Raw genomic sequence first — 17,461 nt, 5'->3', positions numbered from 1 at the left:
TGGGCTGGGAGTGCCGGGTGCGTCAGGGGGTGCCGGGCAGGATCGTCAGGCGTCTGCGGTCATCGCGCCGCGCCCGGCGTCCTCGACGGCTCTGAGCGCGGTCGCGGCCTCGTCCGGCATCGTGCCCGGCACTTCGCGCGCGGCGCTCGCCTGGACCACCATCAGGCTGACGTTGTGGCTCACGATGTCGTGCAGCTCCCGGGCGATGCGGTCGCGTTCGGCCGCGATCGCCGCCTCGGCGGCGCTCTCCCGCTCCCGCTCCAGCAGGCAGCCGCGCTCCCCGACCGCCGCCCGCCAGCGGCGCCGGGTGCGCACCAGCGCCACCGCGAGCCCTACGACGGCCGCGCACGCCACTGCGAGCGCCGCCGCCAACGCGTCGTACTCCCCCATGGCGTTCATGGTCGCAGACGGCACTGACATCCGCACCGACCTGCGGATCCAGTCGTCTGCATCCCTGGGACGAGTCCGGCCTTCCGGGTCGCGCGGACAACCGGTCAGGATCGGAGAAGCCGGAGCGGGCCGCCCCGCCCTAGCGTGAGGTGCACCGGCGGGAGGGCCCGCCGGGCCGTGCATCGCGAAGGAGTGAGTTCCATGACCGCAGGCGTTCAGACGATCATCTACCCCGTGAAGGACCCGAAGGCCGCCAAGGCGCTGTTCACCGCTCTGCTCGGCGTCGAGCCGTACGCCGACGAGCCGTACTACGTCGGCTTCAAGGCGGCCGGCCAGGACGTCGGGCTGGACCCGAACGGGCATGCCCAGGGGCTGACCGGGCCGGTGCCGTACTGGCACGTCACCGACCTGCGGGAGCGTCTGGCAGCGCTGGTGGAGGCGGGCGCCGAGGTGCTGCAGGACGTGCGCGACGTCGGCAACGGCCGGCTGATCGCCTCTGTGAAGGACCCCGACGGCAACCTCATCGGCCTCCTCCAGGACCCGGCCGCCTGAGCCCCGGCCGTCACCCGCCCCCCAACTAGTTGCATACTCAACGATTGGCTGGATCGGTGCTACGGTGCGGGTATGGCACTCAAGACGGCCGACGCCCGGCTGGAGGAACGGTGGCGCGGCATCCTCGCGGTGCACGCGCGCACGATGTGCGAGATAGACCGGGCCCTGCACCCGCACGGGCTGGGCGCCAGCGACTTCGAGGTGCTGGACATCCTGGCCGCGGAGTCGCCCGCGCAGGGCGAGCAGTGCCGGGTGCAGAACCTGGTCGGACGGGTGCATCTCAGCCAGAGCGCGCTGTCCCGGCTGATCGGCCGGCTGGAGAAGGACGGGCTGGTCGAGCGCTCGGTGTGCGCCGAGGACCGGCGCGGGGTGTGGGTGGCGCTCACCCCCAAGGGCCGCGCCCTGCACGCTGAGGTGCTGCCACTGCAGCGTGCGGTGCTGCAGCGCATGCTGACCGAGCAGGAACGTTAGAGCGGCGGCTCAGCCGCCCTGACGCACCAGCTCGCTCCCGTCGCGCAGCGCCTCGGCCCCGTCCTGGCGGCACGCGCGCGTGCCGGTGACGACGGCCGAGCAGCGGGTCGGCGTCGCTCAGGTGGATGGCGATCCGCGTGCGACCGGATGACGGGACGGAACGGCGGGCGCCGTCCCGGTTGACCGGCTCCCGTGGCCGCCTGGCCTGCGCCGGGCCGCAACGCACCGTCCCTCCAGCTCCTCGCCCTCGCTGGCCCGGGAGTCGACCGGGTACGGCGCGGCGTGACCCATGCGCTGGCCGGCTGCGGCACCGGGTCCTCCTTCGGGACCTTCGCGCCGAGCGGGTGGCCCCTGACCACCAGCTGGTCGGACGCCTCGGAAGGCTGTGCCGTCCGATGCGTACGCCCGTGCGGCCGGGTTGCGCGTGGCGCGCGCGTCCCACGCCCCTGCTGAGCGCTTCGTCAGCGGGCCAGCAGGGTCCTCACCCCCTGGGACGTGAGCGTCAGGGCGTGTGCGGAGTTGCCGTCTATGGCCAGCGAAAGGTCATCTTCGGGCCACTGCGAGGCGAGTGCGCCGAGCGGGACCAGGCGGTAGCGCGAGACGAACGGCAGCAGCCGGGCCAGCTCGCCCTCCGTGGTGAACACGGGGACGACCGGTTCGCCTCCGGGCTGTTCCAGCACGGGCAGGGCGAGCGAGGTGGTGTCGGCGCCTTCCTGATCGGCCGCGTCGTCCGGCACCGGAACGAGTACGTCACTGTGGGCGAGGGTGTCCAGGGCGGCCTGGTCCTCGGCGTCGACGGCCAGCGCGTCCAGGGCCTGCTGGGCCGGGGTCGGCCGGGGGTCGTGTGCGGCGGATGCGTCCATGGCAAATCCCCAGGTAGCTGCGAAGGTACGGCTCCCGGACCGGTCAGTGCCCGGGCGCTCCCGGGCCGCGTACCCGGTGGGACCCGGCACATGCGTGAGGATCGCGCGGAGGTCTGGTGGCCACACCCGCACGCCCCCTCCTGTGGCCGCATGCCGATGCGACCGCGGGCCCGTGACGCCAAGCTGCGCATCTTCGTCCACTGAGGCGTCCACGCGGTGGACGGATTGCCGGAAAGGCTGGTCCCTGGGACCGGTGGGCGAAGGGCCGCCACCGGTCCCAGGAGGCACGCCAGGCGCCGCTCGGCCGCTCCGCCGCCACGACACGGGTGAGGGGCACCCTGCCGACGAAGGCGGGCGGCAGGTCGCGCATCGCGCCGCCGCGTCGGCGTACCGGGGAATGGCGCGAAGACTCGCCGGGCGGGAGAGACACCGGGGCCGCTTGTATGGCGCGGGGCCCGGGGCCGGTCCGGGACCTCGTGCGGCGCGCGCCGCACGCACGGCGGCGACCAGGCGTTCCTCGCCGGTCCCGTGAGCGGAATGATTCCTTGAATCCGCCGTCGGGCGGGGGGTACCTGATAGCGGTCCGGCGCAGCATGCGGCGCCGGCGTACCGACCGAGCATCATCTCGCCGCCTGGAGGAGCCATGGCGGGTGTCAGCCCCACGGATCTGCAGAAAGCCCTCTCGGGAGCGGAGTATCCGGCCGACCGGGAGCAGCTCAGGAAGGTCGCCGAGGACAACCACGCGTCCAAGGAGATCACCGACCGGATCTCCCACCTCGGGAAGAAGGAGTTCCAGAATCCCGCCGAAGTGAGCAAGGCCGTCTTCCGGAACGAATGATCGGCCACCGATGCGGCGGCCGGGCGGTTGTGTCCCGGCCGCCGCACACGCGTGCCAGCCGCCGGCACCGGCCGGGCCGCGGCGACCGGTCATCGGGGCGGCAGCGGGTCGTCCTGCGTCGTCGGGGCCATGGCGGGTTCGGGTCGCGGTGGCGGGTTCGGACAGAGCGCGCAGGAAGAGCCAGCTGAGTACGGGCATCAGGGCGAGGGGCGCCAGGGAGGTGGCAGGGAGGTCGCGTCGGCGAGCAGGCCGATGAGCGGGCTCGCGAGACCGCCGACGCCGACGGCCAGCCCCAGCGTGATGCCGCCGGCCGTGGCGACCCGTGAGGGCAGGTAGTCCTGGCCGAGCGTCACCTGGAGCGAGAACGGCACGTACAGTCCGGCGGAGGTGAGCGCCACGCACGCGTACAGCGCCGGTCCGGGCACGAGCACGACGCCCGCCACCGCGCAGGCCGAGACCAGGTACGACCAGCGGCACACCGTGACCCGGTCCCAGCGCTCGGCCAGCGCCCCGCCGAGCACGGAGCCGATCGCACCGCCGGCGTAGAGCACGCACAGCGCGGCGGTGCCCGCGCCCCCGCCCAGGCGCTGTTCGGCGTACAGGGACAGGAAAGTGCTCAGGCCGACGAAGACGATCGAGCGACAGCCCACGGCCAGCGACAGACGGATGAACGACGCCGTGTCGTCGGCCGTGTCCCGCCCGGCGCGGCTGGGCGCGGCGGCGGTGCCGTTCGGCGGGCGGCGGCCGGGGGCGCGCGGTACGGCCAGGCAGAGCACGGTCCCGACGAGCGCGGGACCGCACGGGCATCGACGCCCACCGGCACGACGACCACCAGATCGTCTACGCGGGCCGGGGGGTCGTCGGCGTCACCACCGACGCGGGCTCCTGGATCGCCCCGGCCACCCGGGCGCTGTGGGTGCCGGCCGGCACGGTGCACGCTCATGAGGCGCACGGCGAGCTGGAGTTGCACCTGGTGGGGCTGCCGGCGACCGAGAACCCGCTGGGCCTGGACACCCCGACCGCGCTCGCCGTGTCCCCGCTGCTGCGCGAGCTGATCATCGCTCACACCCGCGCCCCGGACGACGGCAGTCCCGAGCGGGCGCGGCTACGCGCGGTGCTGCTCGACCAGTTGCGCGCCTCGCCGCAGCGGCCGCTGCATCTGCCGACGCCGTCGTCACCGTTGCTGCGCGCGCTGTGCGGCATGCTGCTCGCGGACCCTGCGGACGGCCGCACGCTCGCCGAACTCGGCCGCGAGGTCGGGGCGAGCGACCGTACGCTCTCGCGGCTGTTCCGCCGCGAGCTGGGCGTGACGTTCCCGCAGTGGCGTACCCAGGCACGGCTGCGCCGGGCGCTGGTGCTGCTGGCCGAGCACACCCCCGTGACGGCGGTGGCGCACCGGTGCGGCTGGTCCTCGGCCAGCGCCTTCATCGACGTCTTCCGCCGCGCCTTCGGCCACACGCCGGGCACGCGTCCGGCGCAGACCGGGGGCATCACCGGGTGAGGCGGGGCACGGGGCCGCAGCCGCGCGGCCGGTGAATCGCCCGGCCCGCGTGCCCGGTGGGCGGCGCTTCGCCGGCCCGGTGGAGCCCGCGGGTGGTGCCCGGGGGTGCGGCGCGTCCGGTCGCGGCAACCGGCGGCGTGGCGCGAGCCGGGCGGCGGGGTACGCGGTGAGGATGGCGCTCGGTGAGGGCGCTTGGGGAACAGGTGCCAGGGAGGCGGAGGCGGGTATGACGGTGAACCGTGTCGGCCTGGTGGTGCACGGCGGACGGGCTGAGGCGGTGGCCGCCGCGGGGGCCGTGCGCGAGTGGTGCGCCGAGCACGCGGTGGGCTGTGCCGACATCGACGTGTGGCAGCAGGGCGCGCGGCACAGTGCCCTGGAGGAGATCGAGGCGGCGGGCGACCCGGACCTGATCGTCACGCTCGGCGGCGACGGCACCTTTCTGCGCGGTGCCCGGCTCGCGGCCGAGCACGACGCCCTGGTCCTCGGTGTCGACCTCGGCCGGGTCGGCTTTCTGACGGAGGTGCCGGCCCCGGCGGTGCGCGTCGCACTGGACGCCGTACGGGACGGGCGGATCACGGTCGAGAACCGGATGCTGCTGACCATGCGCGCTTCCTGCCGGCTGGAGGTGCCGGCACAGATGGAGGCGCTGTTGCGGTACGGGCGCGGTCCGATGCTGCCGCCGCCCCGGGTGCGCACGGAGTGCGAGACGGGGAACGAGTGGGGTGTCGCCCTGAACGTCACGGCGCTCAACGACGTCGTCGTGGAGAAGCTGGCCCGGGACCGCCAGGTGTCGGTCGGTGTCTATCTGGCGGGCCGGCTGCTCGCGTCGTACTCCGCCGACGCACTGCTCGTGGCCACGCCCACGGGGTCCACGGCGTACAGCTTCGCCGCGGGCGGACCCGTCGTGTCACCGCGCGCGGAGGCGCTCGTCTTCACGCCGGTCGCCCCGCACATGGTGTTCAACCGCTCGGTCGTGGCCGCTCCGGACGAGCCCATCGCGCTGCGGGTGCTGGAGCGTTCGGGCCAGGCCGCCGTGAGTATCGACGGCCAGTTGCGCGGGGTGCTGGGCCCCGGGGACTGGATCGGCGTGTACGCCGCTCCGCACAAGCTCAAGGCCGTACGGCTGGGCCCGACGGACTTCTACGGCCGGCTGCGCGAGCGCATGAACCTCACCGACGCACCGGCCGCACTGGCCGACGGCGAGGCCGCTCCGCTGTGGCCGGTGACCACTCCCCGGCCGGGCGACCTGGCGCACCTGGCCCTGCCCCCGGCTCCGGCCGACGAACCGCCCCCGCCCTGAGCCCAGCACCTCGCCGGGTCGCCCCTGCGCCGGCCGGGCCCGTCACAGCAGGCCGCCCTCCTGGATGGTCACTCCGTCGACGGTGACGACATCCGTCCGCTCGGAGCCTCCGACGATGCGGATCCAGCTGTCCACGGTCAGTTCGCGGCCGCTCAGGCGGATCTTGAAGCCGCCGTACATGCCGGGGACGGGGAACCAGCACACCGGATGGGCCAGTTCGGTCAGCACCTCCACCTCCGGCAGCCGCATCATCTGCTGGGTGGCGAGGTCGGAGCCGTCCTCCAGTCCCGCCCTGTGCCGGATGAGCCGGTGCAGGTGGTACTGGAGGCGGCCGGTCACGTCGGCGGGCAGGGGGTGCCGGATGTCCGGGCGCAGCCGAGCGGTGATGTGGTGGTGGCCGCGCCGTGCGGCGATGTCCACGGCCCGCGCCCCGTCGCCGGTGCGCGGGGTCCGCCACGCGCCGGCCTCCAGCAGCCGCCCGACCGTCTCGGCGGAGGCGCCGTGCCACGCGGCCTGGTGCAGCGGTGTGAAGCCGCTCCGGCCTTCCAGTCGCGCGGTGTTGACCCAGTCCGGGTGCTTCTCGAGGAGCGCGAACACATCGCGCCAGTGGCCGTCCCGCGCGGCGTCGGCGAGTTGGTCGCGCAGTGCCGCGTACGTGTCCTTGAGGCTCGACCGGCGGGTGACGCCGTCCCAGTGCGCGACTTTCTCGTGATCCACGCGGGCGAGTGTAGGAACCTCCGGTCGCACCGCGCCACTTCGGGCTCGCCTCCGCTCGGGCCACTGGACGGTGTGACCGGCCGGCTCCCGCACATGGAGCCACGCCACACGCTCCCGAACCTCACATGCCCGTACCGAGCCCTCCGGATCGCGCATCACCACGGAAGGACCCGTAGTCCGGGCACCTGCCGGAACCACATCCACGGGCCGGCCACGCGCGGGTCGACCACGGAGTCACCGCAGTCGCCCGTGCCCGGCGCCGCCTCCGGCACGCCCTGGTCCAGCCAGTACGCACGCCGGGTGCCCAACGGCGCGGGCGGCGGCTCGACCTCGTACCCCGGGGCAGCGGCCCAGGACGCCGCGAGCCGCTCGGGCTCGGCGCAGTCGCCGGTAAGCCGGGCCTTCGGACGGGTGACCATCACACAACTTCAAGCAGCGGCATGGGCCTTGGCACCTCGAAACAGCCGGTCGGCCGGTCGCCCGGCAGGGGCCCGGCCCCGCGATAAAGAGGATGCGGGTGTCCGAACCGGCGAGGTACGTTCCTGCCTGTTCGAAGGGGGACCCGAAGTGGCGAAGCTGAACCAGATCATCGCCGTCGAGAAGGGTGTCAAGAGCAAGTCGCTCCAGGACATCACCGCGGCACACCACAAGGTGCAGAAGCCGGCACTGCTGGCCGGTATCTCACGGACGTACCAGCCGAAGGACGAGGAGGGCGAGCAGCTGCCGCCCGAGTCCACACGGGTGCAGGTGCAGGCCGAGGACGTGCTGCGCGAGATGTCCGTGTCGCTCACCCGGCTCTTCGACGTGACCGCCACCAAGGACTGGGCGAACTGCGCGGCCCGCGCGGACGTCACCGTCGACGGCCGGACGATCCTCACCGACGTCCCGGTCAGCTACCTCCTCTTCCTGGAGAAGCAGCTCACCGACCTGCACACGTTCGTCAGGAAGCTCCCCACCCTCGACGCCGCCGAGTCCTGGTCGCACGACCCGTCCACGGACTGGTGGAAGACGGACCCGGTGCGCACCATCCGCACCCGGAAGGTCCCGCGCAACCACGTCAAGGCGGAGGCGACCGACAAGCACCCGGCACAGGTCGAGGTGTACTACGAGGACGTGCCCATCGGGTACTGGACGACCGTGAAGTTCTCCGGCGCGCTTCCGGCGCGGCGGGTGAACGAGCTGGTGGAGCGGGTCGAGAAGCTCCAGCAGGCGGTGAAGTTCGCCCGTGAGGAGGCCAACGGCGCCGAGGTCACCGACCAGCGGGTCGGTGACGCGGTGTTCGGCTACCTGCTCGGCTGACGCCGGTCGCGGGTAGCATCCACGATCGCCCCCGCGTGCGAGCGCGGGGGTGCGCCACAGGCGCGGACCGGATCGAGGACCGGTGCGCGCGATGAGCGCAAGCTGACACTGAAGTTCAGCCTGAAGAAGCGGCGACAGTGCCGCGGTCAATCTCAGACTCTCGCTCCAGTCTCAGCATCGCCGCCGATCGCCGGACCGACCGAGGCCGGACGAACGCCGTCGGATGCGAGTTCGACTCTCGCCTGCACCTCTCGCACGGTGCGGTAGTTCAAAGGCAGAACACGACGGCATGATGACTGATCCGTCCTCTCACGCCGCCGGCGTGCGCAATTGGGTGGCATCCCCAGGGGCCCGGGAGCTGGATACGACTCCCGGGTCCCGCCACGTCCGTGGCCCGTGATCAGGCTCTGGTCGATGCCGCCAACCGGTGCAGTCTCAGCGCGAGTTGGATCTCCAGGGCGCGGGCCGGTGCCTGCCAGTCCGCGCCGAGCAGCCGGCCCACGCGCTCCAGCCGCTGGGCGACCGTGTTGACGTGGACGTGGAGGGCGTCCTTGGTACGGGCCGGGCTCATGCCGCAGGCGAAGTAGGCGTCCAGGGTGCGCAGCAGCTCCGTACCGCGCCGCTCGTCGTACGCCACGACCGGGCCCACGGTGCGCTCGACGAAGCCGGCGATGTCGCGGTCACCGGCGAGGAGCAGGCCGAGGAAGCCGAAGTCCTCGGCCGCCGCGCCGTCCCCGGCCCGGCCCAGCAGACGCAGCGCGTCCAGGCAGCGGCGGCCCTCGGCGTAGGCGGCGGCCACGGTCTCGGGCCGGGCGGCGAGGCCGGTGACGGGTGCGGAGGCACCGACCGTGACGGGTTGGCGCACGGCCGTGCCCAGCTGGCGGGCGGTGCGGCGGGCCACGTCGGTGGCGCTGTCGTCGGCGCCGAGCGGCAGCAGCAGGACGGTGCCGCCGTCACGCGCGGCGCCGAGGCCGTGGCGGGTGGCGGCGAGGTGCGAGGCGGCCGACCACAGGCGGCGGCGGGCCGCGGCCTCCTCGTCGGCGTCGGCCGCGGGTCCGTCGAGCCGGGCGGCGAGGACGACATGGGTCGCGTCCAGGTCGGCGTGCAGCCGGGTGGCGCGCTCGCGCAGCAGGCGGGGGTCCCGGTCGCGGGCGTCCAGCAGGTCGTCCAACAGCTCGCCGCGTACGCGCTGTTCGGCCTCGGCGGCGGAGCGGCGGGCGAGCAGCAGCAGTGAGGTGACCATCGCCGCCCGCTCCAGTGTGCGCTGGTCCACGGGGTCGAGGCCGCGGTGCCCGCGCAGGACCAGCGCGCCGAGGAGTTCGCCGCCGGCGGCCACCGGCGCGATCCAGTCCCCGCCGTGCCGTACGGCGTGTCCCTCGGCGCGGGAGGCTCGCAGCGCCTCGGCCGGGGCCGCTCCGGACTCGGTGAACTCCACGGTTCCGTCGAGGACTTGGGAGACGGCGGCGGCCACGTCGTGCACCCCGCCGCCGCGCAGGACGAGTTCGGTGAGCCGGTCGTGGACGTCGGAGGCCCGCTCGATGGCGGCGCTGCGGTCCCGGATGATCTCGTTGGCGTGTTCCAGGCCTGCCACTGCCGCGCGGGTCTCGGTGAGCAGGTTGGCGGTGTCGATCGCGGCGGCGGCGAGGGCGGCGAAGGAGCCCAGGAGGGCGATCTGCGCGCGTTCGAAGACGCGTGCCCGGCGGTCGGCGGCGAACAGGACCCCGATGACGTGCGGGCCGAGCATCAGGGGGACGCCGAGGATGGCGACCAGGCCCTCGTCGCGGACGCCCGCGTCGATGGTGAGGGTGTGCTGGAAGCGGGCGTCCTGGAAGTAGTCGTCGGTGACGTACGGCCGTGTGGTCTGCGCGACCAGTCCGCCGAGCCCCTCCCCCAGTCCGAGCCGCAGCTGCTGGAAGCGGGCGGAGACGGAGCCCTCCGTCACCCGCATGTAGGTATCGCCGCGCTCCCGGTCGTGAAGGGTGAGGTAGGCGACGTCCGTGCCCAGCAGGGAGCGGGCGCGCTGCACGATGGCCTGGAGGACGGCGTCCACGTCGCGCAGGCCCGCGAGGTCGTGGGCGGTCTCGAACAGCGCGGACAGCTCCGCCTCACGGCGCCGGCGCCCCTCCAGCTCGGCCCGGACGCGCAGGGCGAGCGCTCTGGCCTGCTCCAGCTCGGCGATCCGGTCGGCCGGCCGGCCCTCGGCGCGGGCGAGCAGCACCGGCTGCTCGTACGCCTCCACGGAGGCGTCGCGGGCCAGCAGCTCCAGGTACGGGGCTTCGGGGCTGCGGCTGGGTGCCGACTGGGCGTGATCGCGAGACATGGTCACAGGATCGCGCATCGGCGGCCCGGCCTGCCGTGCCTGTGGACAACTCCGGTGGGTGGGCTCCGTCCAGGGTTGTCCAAGGCCCTCAGTGGGCCGTCCACCCGCCGTCGAGGACGAGCGAGGTGCCGGTGACGAAGGACGCCTGGGGGCTGCAGAGGTACGCCACGGCCTCGGCGACCTCCTCCGGTTCGATGAGCCGCTGCACGGCGGTGTCCTTCAGCAGGATCTCGGACAGCACGCGCTCTTCGGGGATGCCGTGCGCCCGCGCCTGGTCGGTGATCTGCTTCTCGACCAGGGGTGTGCGCACATAGGCGGGGTTCACACAGTTGGAGGTCACTCCGTGGGCGGCGCCTTCGAGAGCGGCCGCTTTGGACAGACCCTCCAGACCGTGTTTGGCGGTCACATAGGCCGACTTGAAGGCAGAGGCGCGCAGACCATGCACGGAGGACACATTCACGATGCGGCCCCAGCCTTGTGCGTACATGTGCGGCAGCGCACCGCGGATGAGGTGGAAGGGTGCCTCCAGCATCACGGTCAGCACCGTGTGGAAGACGTCGGGCGGGAAGTCCTCGATGGGGCGCACCAATTGCAGACCCGCGTTGTTGACCAGTACGTCGGTGCCGGCGGCGGCTTGTTCGGCGGCCTGGAGGTCGGTGAGGTCAAGGACGTGCGGTACGACGCCCCCGGGGAGGTCGGGGATCCGCTCCGCCTGTCCGGCGAGTTCCGCCAGACCGGCCGCGTCGCGGTCGACAGCCCGTACCTCGGCCCCGGCGGCGGCGAGCCGCAGCGCGCAGGCGCGGCCGATGCCGCTCGCGGCACCGGTGACGAGGGCGGTGCGGCCGCGGAGGTCCAGGGCGAGGGGCTGCGGGTGCGGGTGCGGGCCGGGCGGGGGGCTGGAGGCGGTCATGTGCCGACCTTAAGCAGAACCTGCCCCTCACCACATATGGTCTGCGCCCATACTTCAGCCCAGAGTCGTAGGTTCGAACCATGTGGGCGCGTCGGACATGGCCTGCTTGATACGGAAGAGGCCGAACTCGTTGAGGTCGGGCAGCGCATCGACCGCGAACCAGCCCACCTCCACAGACTCGTCGTCGTTGACCCGGGCCTCACCGCCCACGGCACGGCAGCGGATGGTGATGTCCATGTACTGGCAGGTGTCGCCGTTGGGATAGGTGACCGGCTCCAGGGCCTGCACCAGGACGATCCGCTCGGCGACGCAGCGCACCGCGGTCTCCTCGAAGACCTCCCGCACGGCGCAGGCCGCTGGCTGCTCGCCGGGGTCCGCGATGCCGCCGATCACCGACCACTTGCCGTTGTCGGCCCGTCGGCCCAGCAGCACTCTGCCCTCGTCGTCGAAGACGATCGCGGTGACGCCGGGCAGCCAGAGCAGCTGCTGCCCCGCCGAGGCCCGCAGCGTGCGGATGAAGTCAGGAGTAGCCATGGCCCGACCATAACGGGCAAGGCCGCACGTCCACCTGCCGGTTCAGGGCTCGCAGGCCGGTCGTACGGTCACGCCTCACCGGTGCGGCGGCCGCGCAGCCCGGACCCGACGGCCCAGCCGACGCCGCCCGCGGCGACCAGCACCAGGGCGATCTCCGGCAGGATGCCCAGCTGGGTAGCCGGGGTCCTGGAGGTGCGCAGCGGCACCTTCTGCACGAGGTAGGCGGGCACGAACATGCCCGTCTTCTGCGTGATCCTCCCGTCCGGCATGATGATCGCGCTGACCCCGCTGGTCACCGGCACGGTGACGGTGCGGCTGTGCTCGACGGCGCGGATCCGGGACATGGCGAGCTGCTGGTAGGTCATCTCGCTGCGGTCGAAGGTGGCGTTGTTGCTCGGCACGGAGATCATCTCCGCGCCGTGCGTGACCGTGTCCCGTACCGCCCAGTCGAACGCGGCCTCATAGCAGGTGGCCAGGCCCACCTTGGCGCTGTCGAGGTCGAACACGCCGGGCTTGCCGCCCCGGCTGAAGTCCTGGCGGACCATGCTGGTCCAGTTCTTGTTGACCGCGCCGACGAGCCCGCGCAGCGGGAGGTACTCGCCGAACGGCTGGATCTGCCGCTTGTCGTAGGTCTGCGTCGGCCCCTTGACCGGGTCCCACAGGATCTGCTCGTTGAGCAGCTTGCCGCCCCGTTCCACGACGCCGCCGACCGACATGGGCACACCGACCGCCTTGGCCGCTTCGTCGATGACCATCGCCGCGTCGGGGTTGGCGAAGGGGTCGATGTCCGAGGAGTTCTCGGGCCACAGCACATAGTCGGGCCGCGCGACCTTGCCGGCCTTGATGTCGGCGGCGAGTCTGAGTGTCTCGCGCACGTGGTAGTCGAGCACGGCCCGCCGCTGGGCGCTGAACTCCAGCCCGGAGCGCGGCACATTGCCCTGGATGACCGCTACGGTCCGGGTGCCGTCCTCGGCCTTGTCGCTCACGAGCGTCCGGGCGGCGGCGGCGCCCGCCACCGGTACGGCGACGCTCAGCAGCGCGGCGGCCGCGGCACCGCGCCGCAGGACCCTGCTCCGGCGCTGCTCGGCGATCAGCCGCCCGGCCTCGTACAGGCCGAAGCCGCACAGGACGACCGCGAAGCCCAGCACGGGCGTACCGCCCACCGCGGCGAGCGGCAGGAAGACGCCGTCCGCCTGGCCGAAGGCGATCTTGCCCCAGGGGAAGCCGTGGAAGGGTACACGCGCGCGCACCGCCTCACCCGCGGTCCACAAGGCGGCCGCCCACACCGGCCAGGCGGGCAGTCGGGAGACGGCGGCGACACCGACACCGACCAGGGCGATGAAGACCGCCTCGATGGCGGCCAGGGCCAGCCAGGGTCCGGGACCCACCTCCACGCCGGTCCACACCAGCAGCGGCAGCAGGAAACCCAGGCCGAAGAGGTAGCCGAGGCCGAGGGCCGCCTTCCAGCTGCGGCCGCGCAGCACCCAGCCGAAGCCGGCGAAGGCGGGCAGCGCCAGCCACCACACGGTGCGCGGCGGGAAGCTGACGTAGAGGAGCACCCCGCTGAGCACGGAGGCGACGGCCGGGACCAGGCGCAGCAGCCGGGCGGCGCGCGCGCCGGAGGCGGGCGGCTGGAGCTGGTCCGGCTGGTCCACGGAAGTTGCGGTGACGGTCACCCGGGTGAGTGTACGGCGGCATCCCTGACCACGGACAGCACGGTTCGGGAGCCGGCACCGGCACGGCTGCCGGTGGTCTTCGCTGGTCACCGCCGTGTGGCGGGCCGCCGGGGAACGCGGTCGCACAGCGCAGGCGCTCCCGGCCGCGCCTGCGTCCTGCCCCCTCTCATCCGTTCTCACCCGGCTCCTCATCGCGACGATCCGCCGCATCTCGTGCTCAACCCGGTCATCAGCCGCTACGGTGTGCCCAGCCTCGGCAGTGCGGCCGGACTCGGCGCCGTGCCCTGCCGCGGCAGGGCACGGGCGGCGGGGGCGGACGAGGGGCGGCGGTGGGCGCGACGAGGATGAGGCCTGCGACCGGTGCGGGCACGGTGGGCGCGGTGGACGCGGAACGCGTCAGAGGAAACGCTTCCGACGGCGCGGGCATGATCGTGTTGGGCGCCTGCGCGGGATGGGCACTGCTCACCGCGGCGGCCCACGGCGGACGGCCGGAGGGCGTGCTGCTGGCGGTGCTCGCCGCGACCGCCGGTCATGCCGTCGGCCGCGTCTCCGGAGCCCTGCTGCCGGTGGCCGCGCCCTGCGCCGGCGCGCTGGCCGCCCTCGCCCTCGCCGTGGCACGGCCCGATCTTGCGCCGGACCCCTGGTACGCCACCCCGCTCGGCCACGCCGGCGGCACGGCCGCCCTGCTGGCGCTGGCCACGGGTGCCGTGTGCTGTGCCGCCTGGGCCGCGCCCGCACCGGCACCGCGGATCGGGCTGTGGATCCTGGCCGCCGCGACGGCGCCGACCGGGGCCGCCCTGGGCTCGGCGGCCGGGTGCGCGGCGAGTACCGCTGTACTGCTGTGTGCGCTGGCCGCGGGGTGGGTGACGCGACGGGGCCTGGCGCTGCTGGGGCTCGCGCTTGCCGCGGCGCTGGTCGCGGTCACGACGTGGGCGCTGGCCGCCGACGTGGTGCCCGCCGGGCTCACGGGTGTGCTCGAAGGGCGGCTCACCGCGCACCGGGTGGGGTTGTGGCAGGACGCTCTGCGGATGGCGGACGGACATCCGGGTCTCGGGGTAGGGCCCGACCGGTTCGGCGAACTGAGCCCGGCAGCGTCCCAGACGGTGCCATCCGACGGCAAGCCGCACTCGGCCCTGCTGCAGACGGCGGCGGAGCAGGGCCTGGTCGGGGTGGGGCTGGGCGGTGCCGCGTTCTGCTGGGTGCTGTACGCGCTGTGGCGTACACCCCGTGCCACCCCGGTCGCCCTCACCGCGGGCGCCGCTCTGACGGCACTGGCCGTGCTGGCCTCGGTGGGCAACGCCCTGAGCTTCACCTCGGTGACGGCGAGCGCCGGGCTGCTGGCCGGGTGGGCGACGGCACGGCCCTGGGCGCGCGATGACGCGGAGCCCCGGCTCTGACGGAACGACCCGGGCGCCGCGGTGCGCCGGCGTCAGGTGGCCGGGCCGGGCCGGACGGTCCGCAGCCGGGCCCGGATGACCCGGACCGCCGACTCGGCGTTGTCCACCGTGATCGTGAAGGTGTGGCCGTCCCACAGACTGAGCACGATGCCCTCACCCCGGCGGACGACGACGGCGGTGCCCTTCTCGGGCCGCCACCGGTAGCCCCAGCCGCCCCAGTGCCGTGGCGTGACCAGGGCGGTGAAGTCGGCGCCGGCCACATGGGAGAGCGGGATACGGCGGCGCGGCAGCCCCATGTGGCCACAGCGCACTTCCAGGGACTCCTTGTCCAGCGTGAGATCGACGTGCACGAAGGCGAGCGTGCCGAACAGGACCAGGAGGCCTGCGGCGATGCAGCCGACGACCGACATCGCCAGCGGGGCGATGCCGGCGGTCCACGCCGAGTCCACGGCGAGCTCGATGCCGAGCGCCAGGCAGGCAGCGCCGACCAGTGCAAGCAGCCACTGGATCCGATTGGTGGCACGCCCGGTCCAGACGTCGGGGTGCGCGGTGTCCTCGGCGTGGGGGTGGTCCCTCATGTTTATGAGGTTACTCAGGTTTCGCTGCGCGGGTACCCGCGCAGCGAACGGTGACCGGCCCGGGCAGGGCACGGCCGGCCCATCCGCCGGCCGGTCAGCGGACCGGGCTGACGGCCCGCAGGAAGCGGCCTTCCGGATACGACAGCGCGGTGTCGGGGAGTGTGGCCTCGCGGCCGCTGAGCAGCACCGTGAGGGTGGGGTCGGGGACGGCCTCCGGGGCCGGCGGCGCGCCGATGCGGCGCAGGGCCTGGGCGGCCACGGCACCGGCCGACCCGTGCAGGACCAGCGGCGGGGCGTCCGGGCGCTGGACGGCCGCGCGGATCCGCTCGCCGACCAGTTCGTAGTTGGTGCAGCCGAGGACGACGGTGGTGACGTCCTCGGGGGTGCGGGCGGCGGCCGAGGCGATGGCGGCCTCGATCGCGGCCTCGTCGGCGTGGTGCACCGCGTCCGCGAGGCCGGGGCACGCCACCTCGGTGACGGCGACACCGGCGGCGAACTGCTCGATCAGCCCACGCTGGTAGGCACTGCCGGTGGTGGCGGGGGTGGCCCAGATGGCGACGTGCCCGCCGCCCGCGGCGGCCGGCTTGATCGCGGGGACGGTCCCGATGACCGGCAGGTCCGGCTCGAAGCGGGCCCGCATCTGCGGCAGGGAGTGCACGGAGGCGGTGTTGCAGGCGACGATCAGGACGTCGGGCGCGTGTGCGGCGGCGGCCTCGGCCACGGCGATCGCCCGCTGCGTGATGTCCTGCGGGGTGCGCGGCCCCCAGGGCATCCCGTCCGGGTCCCAGGAGAGCACGAGATCCGCGTCGGGCCGCAGCCGGCGTACCGCGGCCGCGGCGGGGAGCAGGCCGATTCCGGAGTCCATGAGCGCGATCTTCACCCGGCCACGATAGACGATGCACCCGCATGGACCGCTGCGGTGGGGCAGACTGCGGCCGTGAGCGCCCTGATGTGGATCACCGTCGTATCCCTGGCCGCCTGGTGCTGGCTGCTGCTGTGCCAGGGCTTCTTCTGGCGCACGGACGTCCGGCTGCCGCCGCGCGGGGAACCGGACGCGTGGCCGTCCGTGTGCGTGGTCGTACCGGCCCGGGACGAGGCCGCCGTACTGCCCGCGAGCCTGCCGTCGCTGCTGGCGCAGGACTATCCGGGCCGGGCGGAGGTCTTCCTGGTGGACGACGGCAGCACGGACGGCACCGGCACGCTGGCCCGTGAACTGTCGCGGCGGCACGGTGGGCTGCCGCTGACGGTGGGCTCGCCCGGGGAGCCGCCGACGGGCTGGACGGGCAAGCTGTGGGCGGTCCGGCACGGGATCGGCCTGGCACGCGCGCGTGATCCCGCATACCTGCTGCTGACGGACGCGGACATCGCGCACGCCCCGGACAGCCTGCGCGCGCTGGTCGCGGCGGCCGGGGCCGGGGGCTTCGACGTCGTGTCGCAGATGGCGCGGCTGCGGGTGGAGAGCATGTGGGAGCGGCTGGTGGTGCCGGCGTTCGTCTACTTCTTCGCTCAGTTGTATCCCTTCCGGTGGATCGGCCGCAGGGGATCGCGTACGGCCGCGGCGGCGGGTGGCTGCGTCCTGCTGCGCGCGGACACGGCCGAACGGGCGCGGATCCCGGACGCCATCCGGCACGCCGTCATCGACGACGTGGCGCTCGCGCGCGCGGTGAAGGGCGCGGGCGGCCATGTCTGGCTGGGGCTGGCCGAGCGGGTGGACAGTGTGCGGCCCTATCCGCGGCTGCGCGACCTGTGGCGGATGGTCTCGCGCAGTGCCTACGCACAGTTGCGGCACAACCCGCTGCTGCTGCTCGGCACGGTCGCCGGACTCGCCCTGGTGTACCTGGTGCCGCCCGCCGCGCTGGCCGCGGGCGCGGCCGGCGGGAGTATGGCGACGGCGGCACTCGGGGCTCTGGCGTGGGCGGTGATGGCGGGCACGTACGTACCGATGCTGCGTTATTACGGGCAGCCGCTGTGGCTCGCTCCGCTGCTGCCGTTCACCGCGCTGCTGTACCTGCTGATGACGGTCGACTCGGCCGTGCAGCACTACCGGGGGCGCGGAGCCGCGTGGAAGGGCCGGACGTACGCGCGTCCCGGTGCCGTCCCCGACGAGGGCTGAGC

General features: G+C 73.8%; 18 protein-coding genes and 1 pseudogene. 8 read left to right on the top strand and 11 right to left on the bottom strand.

The window, feature by feature from the left end; genetic code table 11:
• Positions 1-45 precede the first annotated feature (45 nt).
• Positions 46-390 (bottom strand): histidine kinase dimerization/phosphoacceptor domain-containing protein, encoded by a 345-nt coding sequence (locus ACZ60X_RS12180; RefSeq protein ID WP_469596745.1) that lies wholly within the window; start codon positions 388-390, stop codon positions 46-48.
• Positions 391-591: 201 nt separating this feature from the next.
• Between ACZ60X_RS12180 and ACZ60X_RS12175 the strand changes: the two genes are divergently transcribed.
• Both ACZ60X_RS12175 and ACZ60X_RS12170 read left to right on the top strand, forming a co-directional pair.
• A complete protein-coding gene (locus ACZ60X_RS12175; RefSeq protein WP_469596742.1) occupies positions 592-942 on the top strand; it encodes a VOC family protein in 351 nt (116 codons plus the stop codon).
• A gap of 72 nt (positions 943-1,014) precedes the next feature.
• Positions 1,015-1,413, top strand: a complete 399-nt coding sequence (locus tag ACZ60X_RS12170; protein ID WP_469596739.1) for a MarR family winged helix-turn-helix transcriptional regulator — start codon at positions 1,015-1,017, stop codon at positions 1,411-1,413.
• A gap of 461 nt (positions 1,414-1,874) precedes the next feature.
• Here the strand turns inward: ACZ60X_RS12170 and ACZ60X_RS12165 are convergent, their stop codons facing one another.
• Positions 1,875-2,276: an SseB family protein gene (locus ACZ60X_RS12165; protein WP_469596735.1), complete on the bottom strand. Its 402-nt coding sequence runs from the start codon at positions 2,274-2,276 to the stop codon at positions 1,875-1,877.
• A gap of 643 nt (positions 2,277-2,919) precedes the next feature.
• Between ACZ60X_RS12165 and ACZ60X_RS12160 the strand changes: the two genes are divergently transcribed.
• A complete protein-coding gene (locus ACZ60X_RS12160; RefSeq protein WP_450795575.1) occupies positions 2,920-3,114 on the top strand; it encodes a DUF2795 domain-containing protein in 195 nt (64 codons plus the stop codon).
• Between the two features lie 153 nt (positions 3,115-3,267).
• Here the strand turns inward: ACZ60X_RS12160 and ACZ60X_RS12155 are convergent.
• Positions 3,268-3,908: pseudogene (locus ACZ60X_RS12155) on the bottom strand (MFS transporter); the annotation flags it as partial.
• An 11-nt stretch (positions 3,909-3,919) separates the two neighbouring features.
• Between ACZ60X_RS12155 and ACZ60X_RS12150 the strand changes: the two are divergent.
• Both ACZ60X_RS12150 and ACZ60X_RS12145 read left to right on the top strand, forming a co-directional pair.
• Positions 3,920-4,615, top strand: coding sequence for a helix-turn-helix transcriptional regulator (locus ACZ60X_RS12150; protein ID WP_469597423.1), 696 nt, complete (start codon positions 3,920-3,922; stop codon positions 4,613-4,615).
• A gap of 226 nt (positions 4,616-4,841) precedes the next feature.
• A complete protein-coding gene (locus ACZ60X_RS12145) occupies positions 4,842-5,915 on the top strand; it encodes an NAD(+)/NADH kinase (RefSeq protein ID WP_469596733.1) in 1,074 nt (357 codons plus the stop codon).
• A 42-nt stretch (positions 5,916-5,957) separates the two neighbouring features.
• Here the strand turns inward: ACZ60X_RS12145 and ACZ60X_RS12140 are convergent, their stop codons facing one another.
• Complete coding sequence (locus tag ACZ60X_RS12140) at positions 5,958-6,632, bottom strand: ankyrin repeat domain-containing protein (RefSeq protein ID WP_469596730.1); 675 nt, start codon at positions 6,630-6,632, stop codon at positions 5,958-5,960.
• Between the two features lie 155 nt (positions 6,633-6,787).
• Positions 6,788-7,051, bottom strand: a complete 264-nt coding sequence (locus ACZ60X_RS12135) for a VOC family protein (protein WP_469596725.1) — start codon at positions 7,049-7,051, stop codon at positions 6,788-6,790.
• Positions 7,052-7,199: 148 nt separating this feature from the next.
• Here ACZ60X_RS12135 and ACZ60X_RS12130 point away from each other — a divergent pair, with 148 nt between their 5' ends.
• A complete protein-coding gene (locus tag ACZ60X_RS12130) occupies positions 7,200-7,931 on the top strand; it encodes a DUF7873 family protein (protein ID WP_469596722.1) in 732 nt (243 codons plus the stop codon).
• 400 nt (positions 7,932-8,331) lie between these two features.
• Here the strand turns inward: ACZ60X_RS12130 and ACZ60X_RS12125 are convergent, their stop codons facing one another.
• The 4 genes from ACZ60X_RS12125 to lnt form a co-directional block, all read right to left on the bottom strand.
• On the bottom strand, positions 8,332-10,251 hold the full coding sequence (locus ACZ60X_RS12125; protein WP_469596720.1) for a helix-turn-helix domain-containing protein: 1,920 nt from the start codon (positions 10,249-10,251) through the stop codon (positions 8,332-8,334).
• Positions 10,252-10,339: 88 nt separating this feature from the next.
• Positions 10,340-11,161, bottom strand: coding sequence for a 3-hydroxybutyrate dehydrogenase (locus ACZ60X_RS12120; protein WP_469596717.1), 822 nt, complete (start codon positions 11,159-11,161; stop codon positions 10,340-10,342).
• 54 nt (positions 11,162-11,215) lie between these two features.
• The gene (locus ACZ60X_RS12115) at positions 11,216-11,695 is read right to left on the bottom strand and encodes an NUDIX hydrolase (protein ID WP_469596714.1); all 480 of its coding nucleotides are present in this window, start codon (positions 11,693-11,695) and stop codon (positions 11,216-11,218) included.
• Between the two features lie 68 nt (positions 11,696-11,763).
• The gene (gene lnt, locus ACZ60X_RS12110; protein WP_469596711.1) at positions 11,764-13,371 is read right to left on the bottom strand and encodes an apolipoprotein N-acyltransferase; all 1,608 of its coding nucleotides are present in this window, start codon (positions 13,369-13,371) and stop codon (positions 11,764-11,766) included.
• Between the two features lie 425 nt (positions 13,372-13,796).
• On the opposite strand from lnt, the gene ACZ60X_RS12105 reads away from it, so the two are divergent.
• Positions 13,797-14,768 carry an O-antigen ligase family protein gene (locus ACZ60X_RS12105; RefSeq protein ID WP_469596709.1) on the top strand — a complete coding sequence of 324 codons (972 nt, stop codon included), beginning with the start codon at positions 13,797-13,799 and terminating at the stop codon, positions 14,766-14,768.
• Positions 14,769-14,800: 32 nt separating this feature from the next.
• On the opposite strand, the gene ACZ60X_RS12100 is transcribed toward ACZ60X_RS12105, so the two are convergent.
• Complete coding sequence (locus ACZ60X_RS12100) at positions 14,801-15,346, bottom strand: hypothetical protein (protein ID WP_469596707.1); 546 nt, start codon at positions 15,344-15,346, stop codon at positions 14,801-14,803.
• Positions 15,347-15,440: 94 nt separating this feature from the next.
• Positions 15,441-16,226 carry a glutamate racemase gene (locus tag ACZ60X_RS12095; protein WP_469596705.1) on the bottom strand — a complete coding sequence of 262 codons (786 nt, stop codon included), beginning with the start codon at positions 16,224-16,226 and terminating at the stop codon, positions 15,441-15,443.
• Positions 16,227-16,295: 69 nt separating this feature from the next.
• Here ACZ60X_RS12095 and ACZ60X_RS12090 point away from each other — a divergent pair, with 69 nt between their 5' ends.
• On the top strand, positions 16,296-17,459 hold the full coding sequence (locus tag ACZ60X_RS12090) for a glycosyltransferase (RefSeq protein ID WP_469597421.1): 1,164 nt from the start codon (positions 16,296-16,298) through the stop codon (positions 17,457-17,459).
• Positions 17,460-17,461 lie beyond the last annotated feature (2 nt).

The organism is Streptomyces sp. NPDC104106, from assembly GCF_055584345.1.
Note: the sequence above shows the minus strand (reverse complement) of the source record. Positions and strands in the feature narration are given on the sequence as shown.

What these genes read in the sequence shown, in the direction of transcription:
- ACZ60X_RS12180 (WP_469596745.1), bottom strand. Translation starts at nt 390, where the DNA reads ATGGGGGAGTACGACGCGTTGGCGGCGGCGCTCGCAGTGGCGTGCGCG.
- ACZ60X_RS12175 (WP_469596742.1), top strand. Translation starts at nt 592, where the DNA reads ATGACCGCAGGCGTTCAGACGATCATCTACCCCGTGAAGGACCCGAAG.
- ACZ60X_RS12170 (WP_469596739.1), top strand. Translation starts at nt 1,015, where the DNA reads ATGGCACTCAAGACGGCCGACGCCCGGCTGGAGGAACGGTGGCGCGGC.
- ACZ60X_RS12165 (WP_469596735.1), bottom strand. Translation starts at nt 2,276, where the DNA reads ATGGACGCATCCGCCGCACACGACCCCCGGCCGACCCCGGCCCAGCAG.
- ACZ60X_RS12160 (WP_450795575.1), top strand. Translation starts at nt 2,920, where the DNA reads ATGGCGGGTGTCAGCCCCACGGATCTGCAGAAAGCCCTCTCGGGAGCG.
- ACZ60X_RS12145 (WP_469596733.1), top strand. Translation starts at nt 4,842, where the DNA reads ATGACGGTGAACCGTGTCGGCCTGGTGGTGCACGGCGGACGGGCTGAG.
- ACZ60X_RS12135 (WP_469596725.1), bottom strand. Translation starts at nt 7,051, where the DNA reads ATGGTCACCCGTCCGAAGGCCCGGCTTACCGGCGACTGCGCCGAGCCC.
- ACZ60X_RS12125 (WP_469596720.1), bottom strand. Translation starts at nt 10,251, where the DNA reads ATGTCTCGCGATCACGCCCAGTCGGCACCCAGCCGCAGCCCCGAAGCC.
- ACZ60X_RS12120 (WP_469596717.1), bottom strand. Translation starts at nt 11,161, where the DNA reads ATGACCGCCTCCAGCCCCCCGCCCGGCCCGCACCCGCACCCGCAGCCC.
- ACZ60X_RS12115 (WP_469596714.1), bottom strand. Translation starts at nt 11,695, where the DNA reads ATGGCTACTCCTGACTTCATCCGCACGCTGCGGGCCTCGGCGGGGCAG.
- ACZ60X_RS12105 (WP_469596709.1), top strand. Translation starts at nt 13,797, where the DNA reads ATGATCGTGTTGGGCGCCTGCGCGGGATGGGCACTGCTCACCGCGGCG.
- ACZ60X_RS12100 (WP_469596707.1), bottom strand. Translation starts at nt 15,346, where the DNA reads ATGAGGGACCACCCCCACGCCGAGGACACCGCGCACCCCGACGTCTGG.
- ACZ60X_RS12090 (WP_469597421.1), top strand. Translation starts at nt 16,296, where the DNA reads ATGTGGATCACCGTCGTATCCCTGGCCGCCTGGTGCTGGCTGCTGCTG.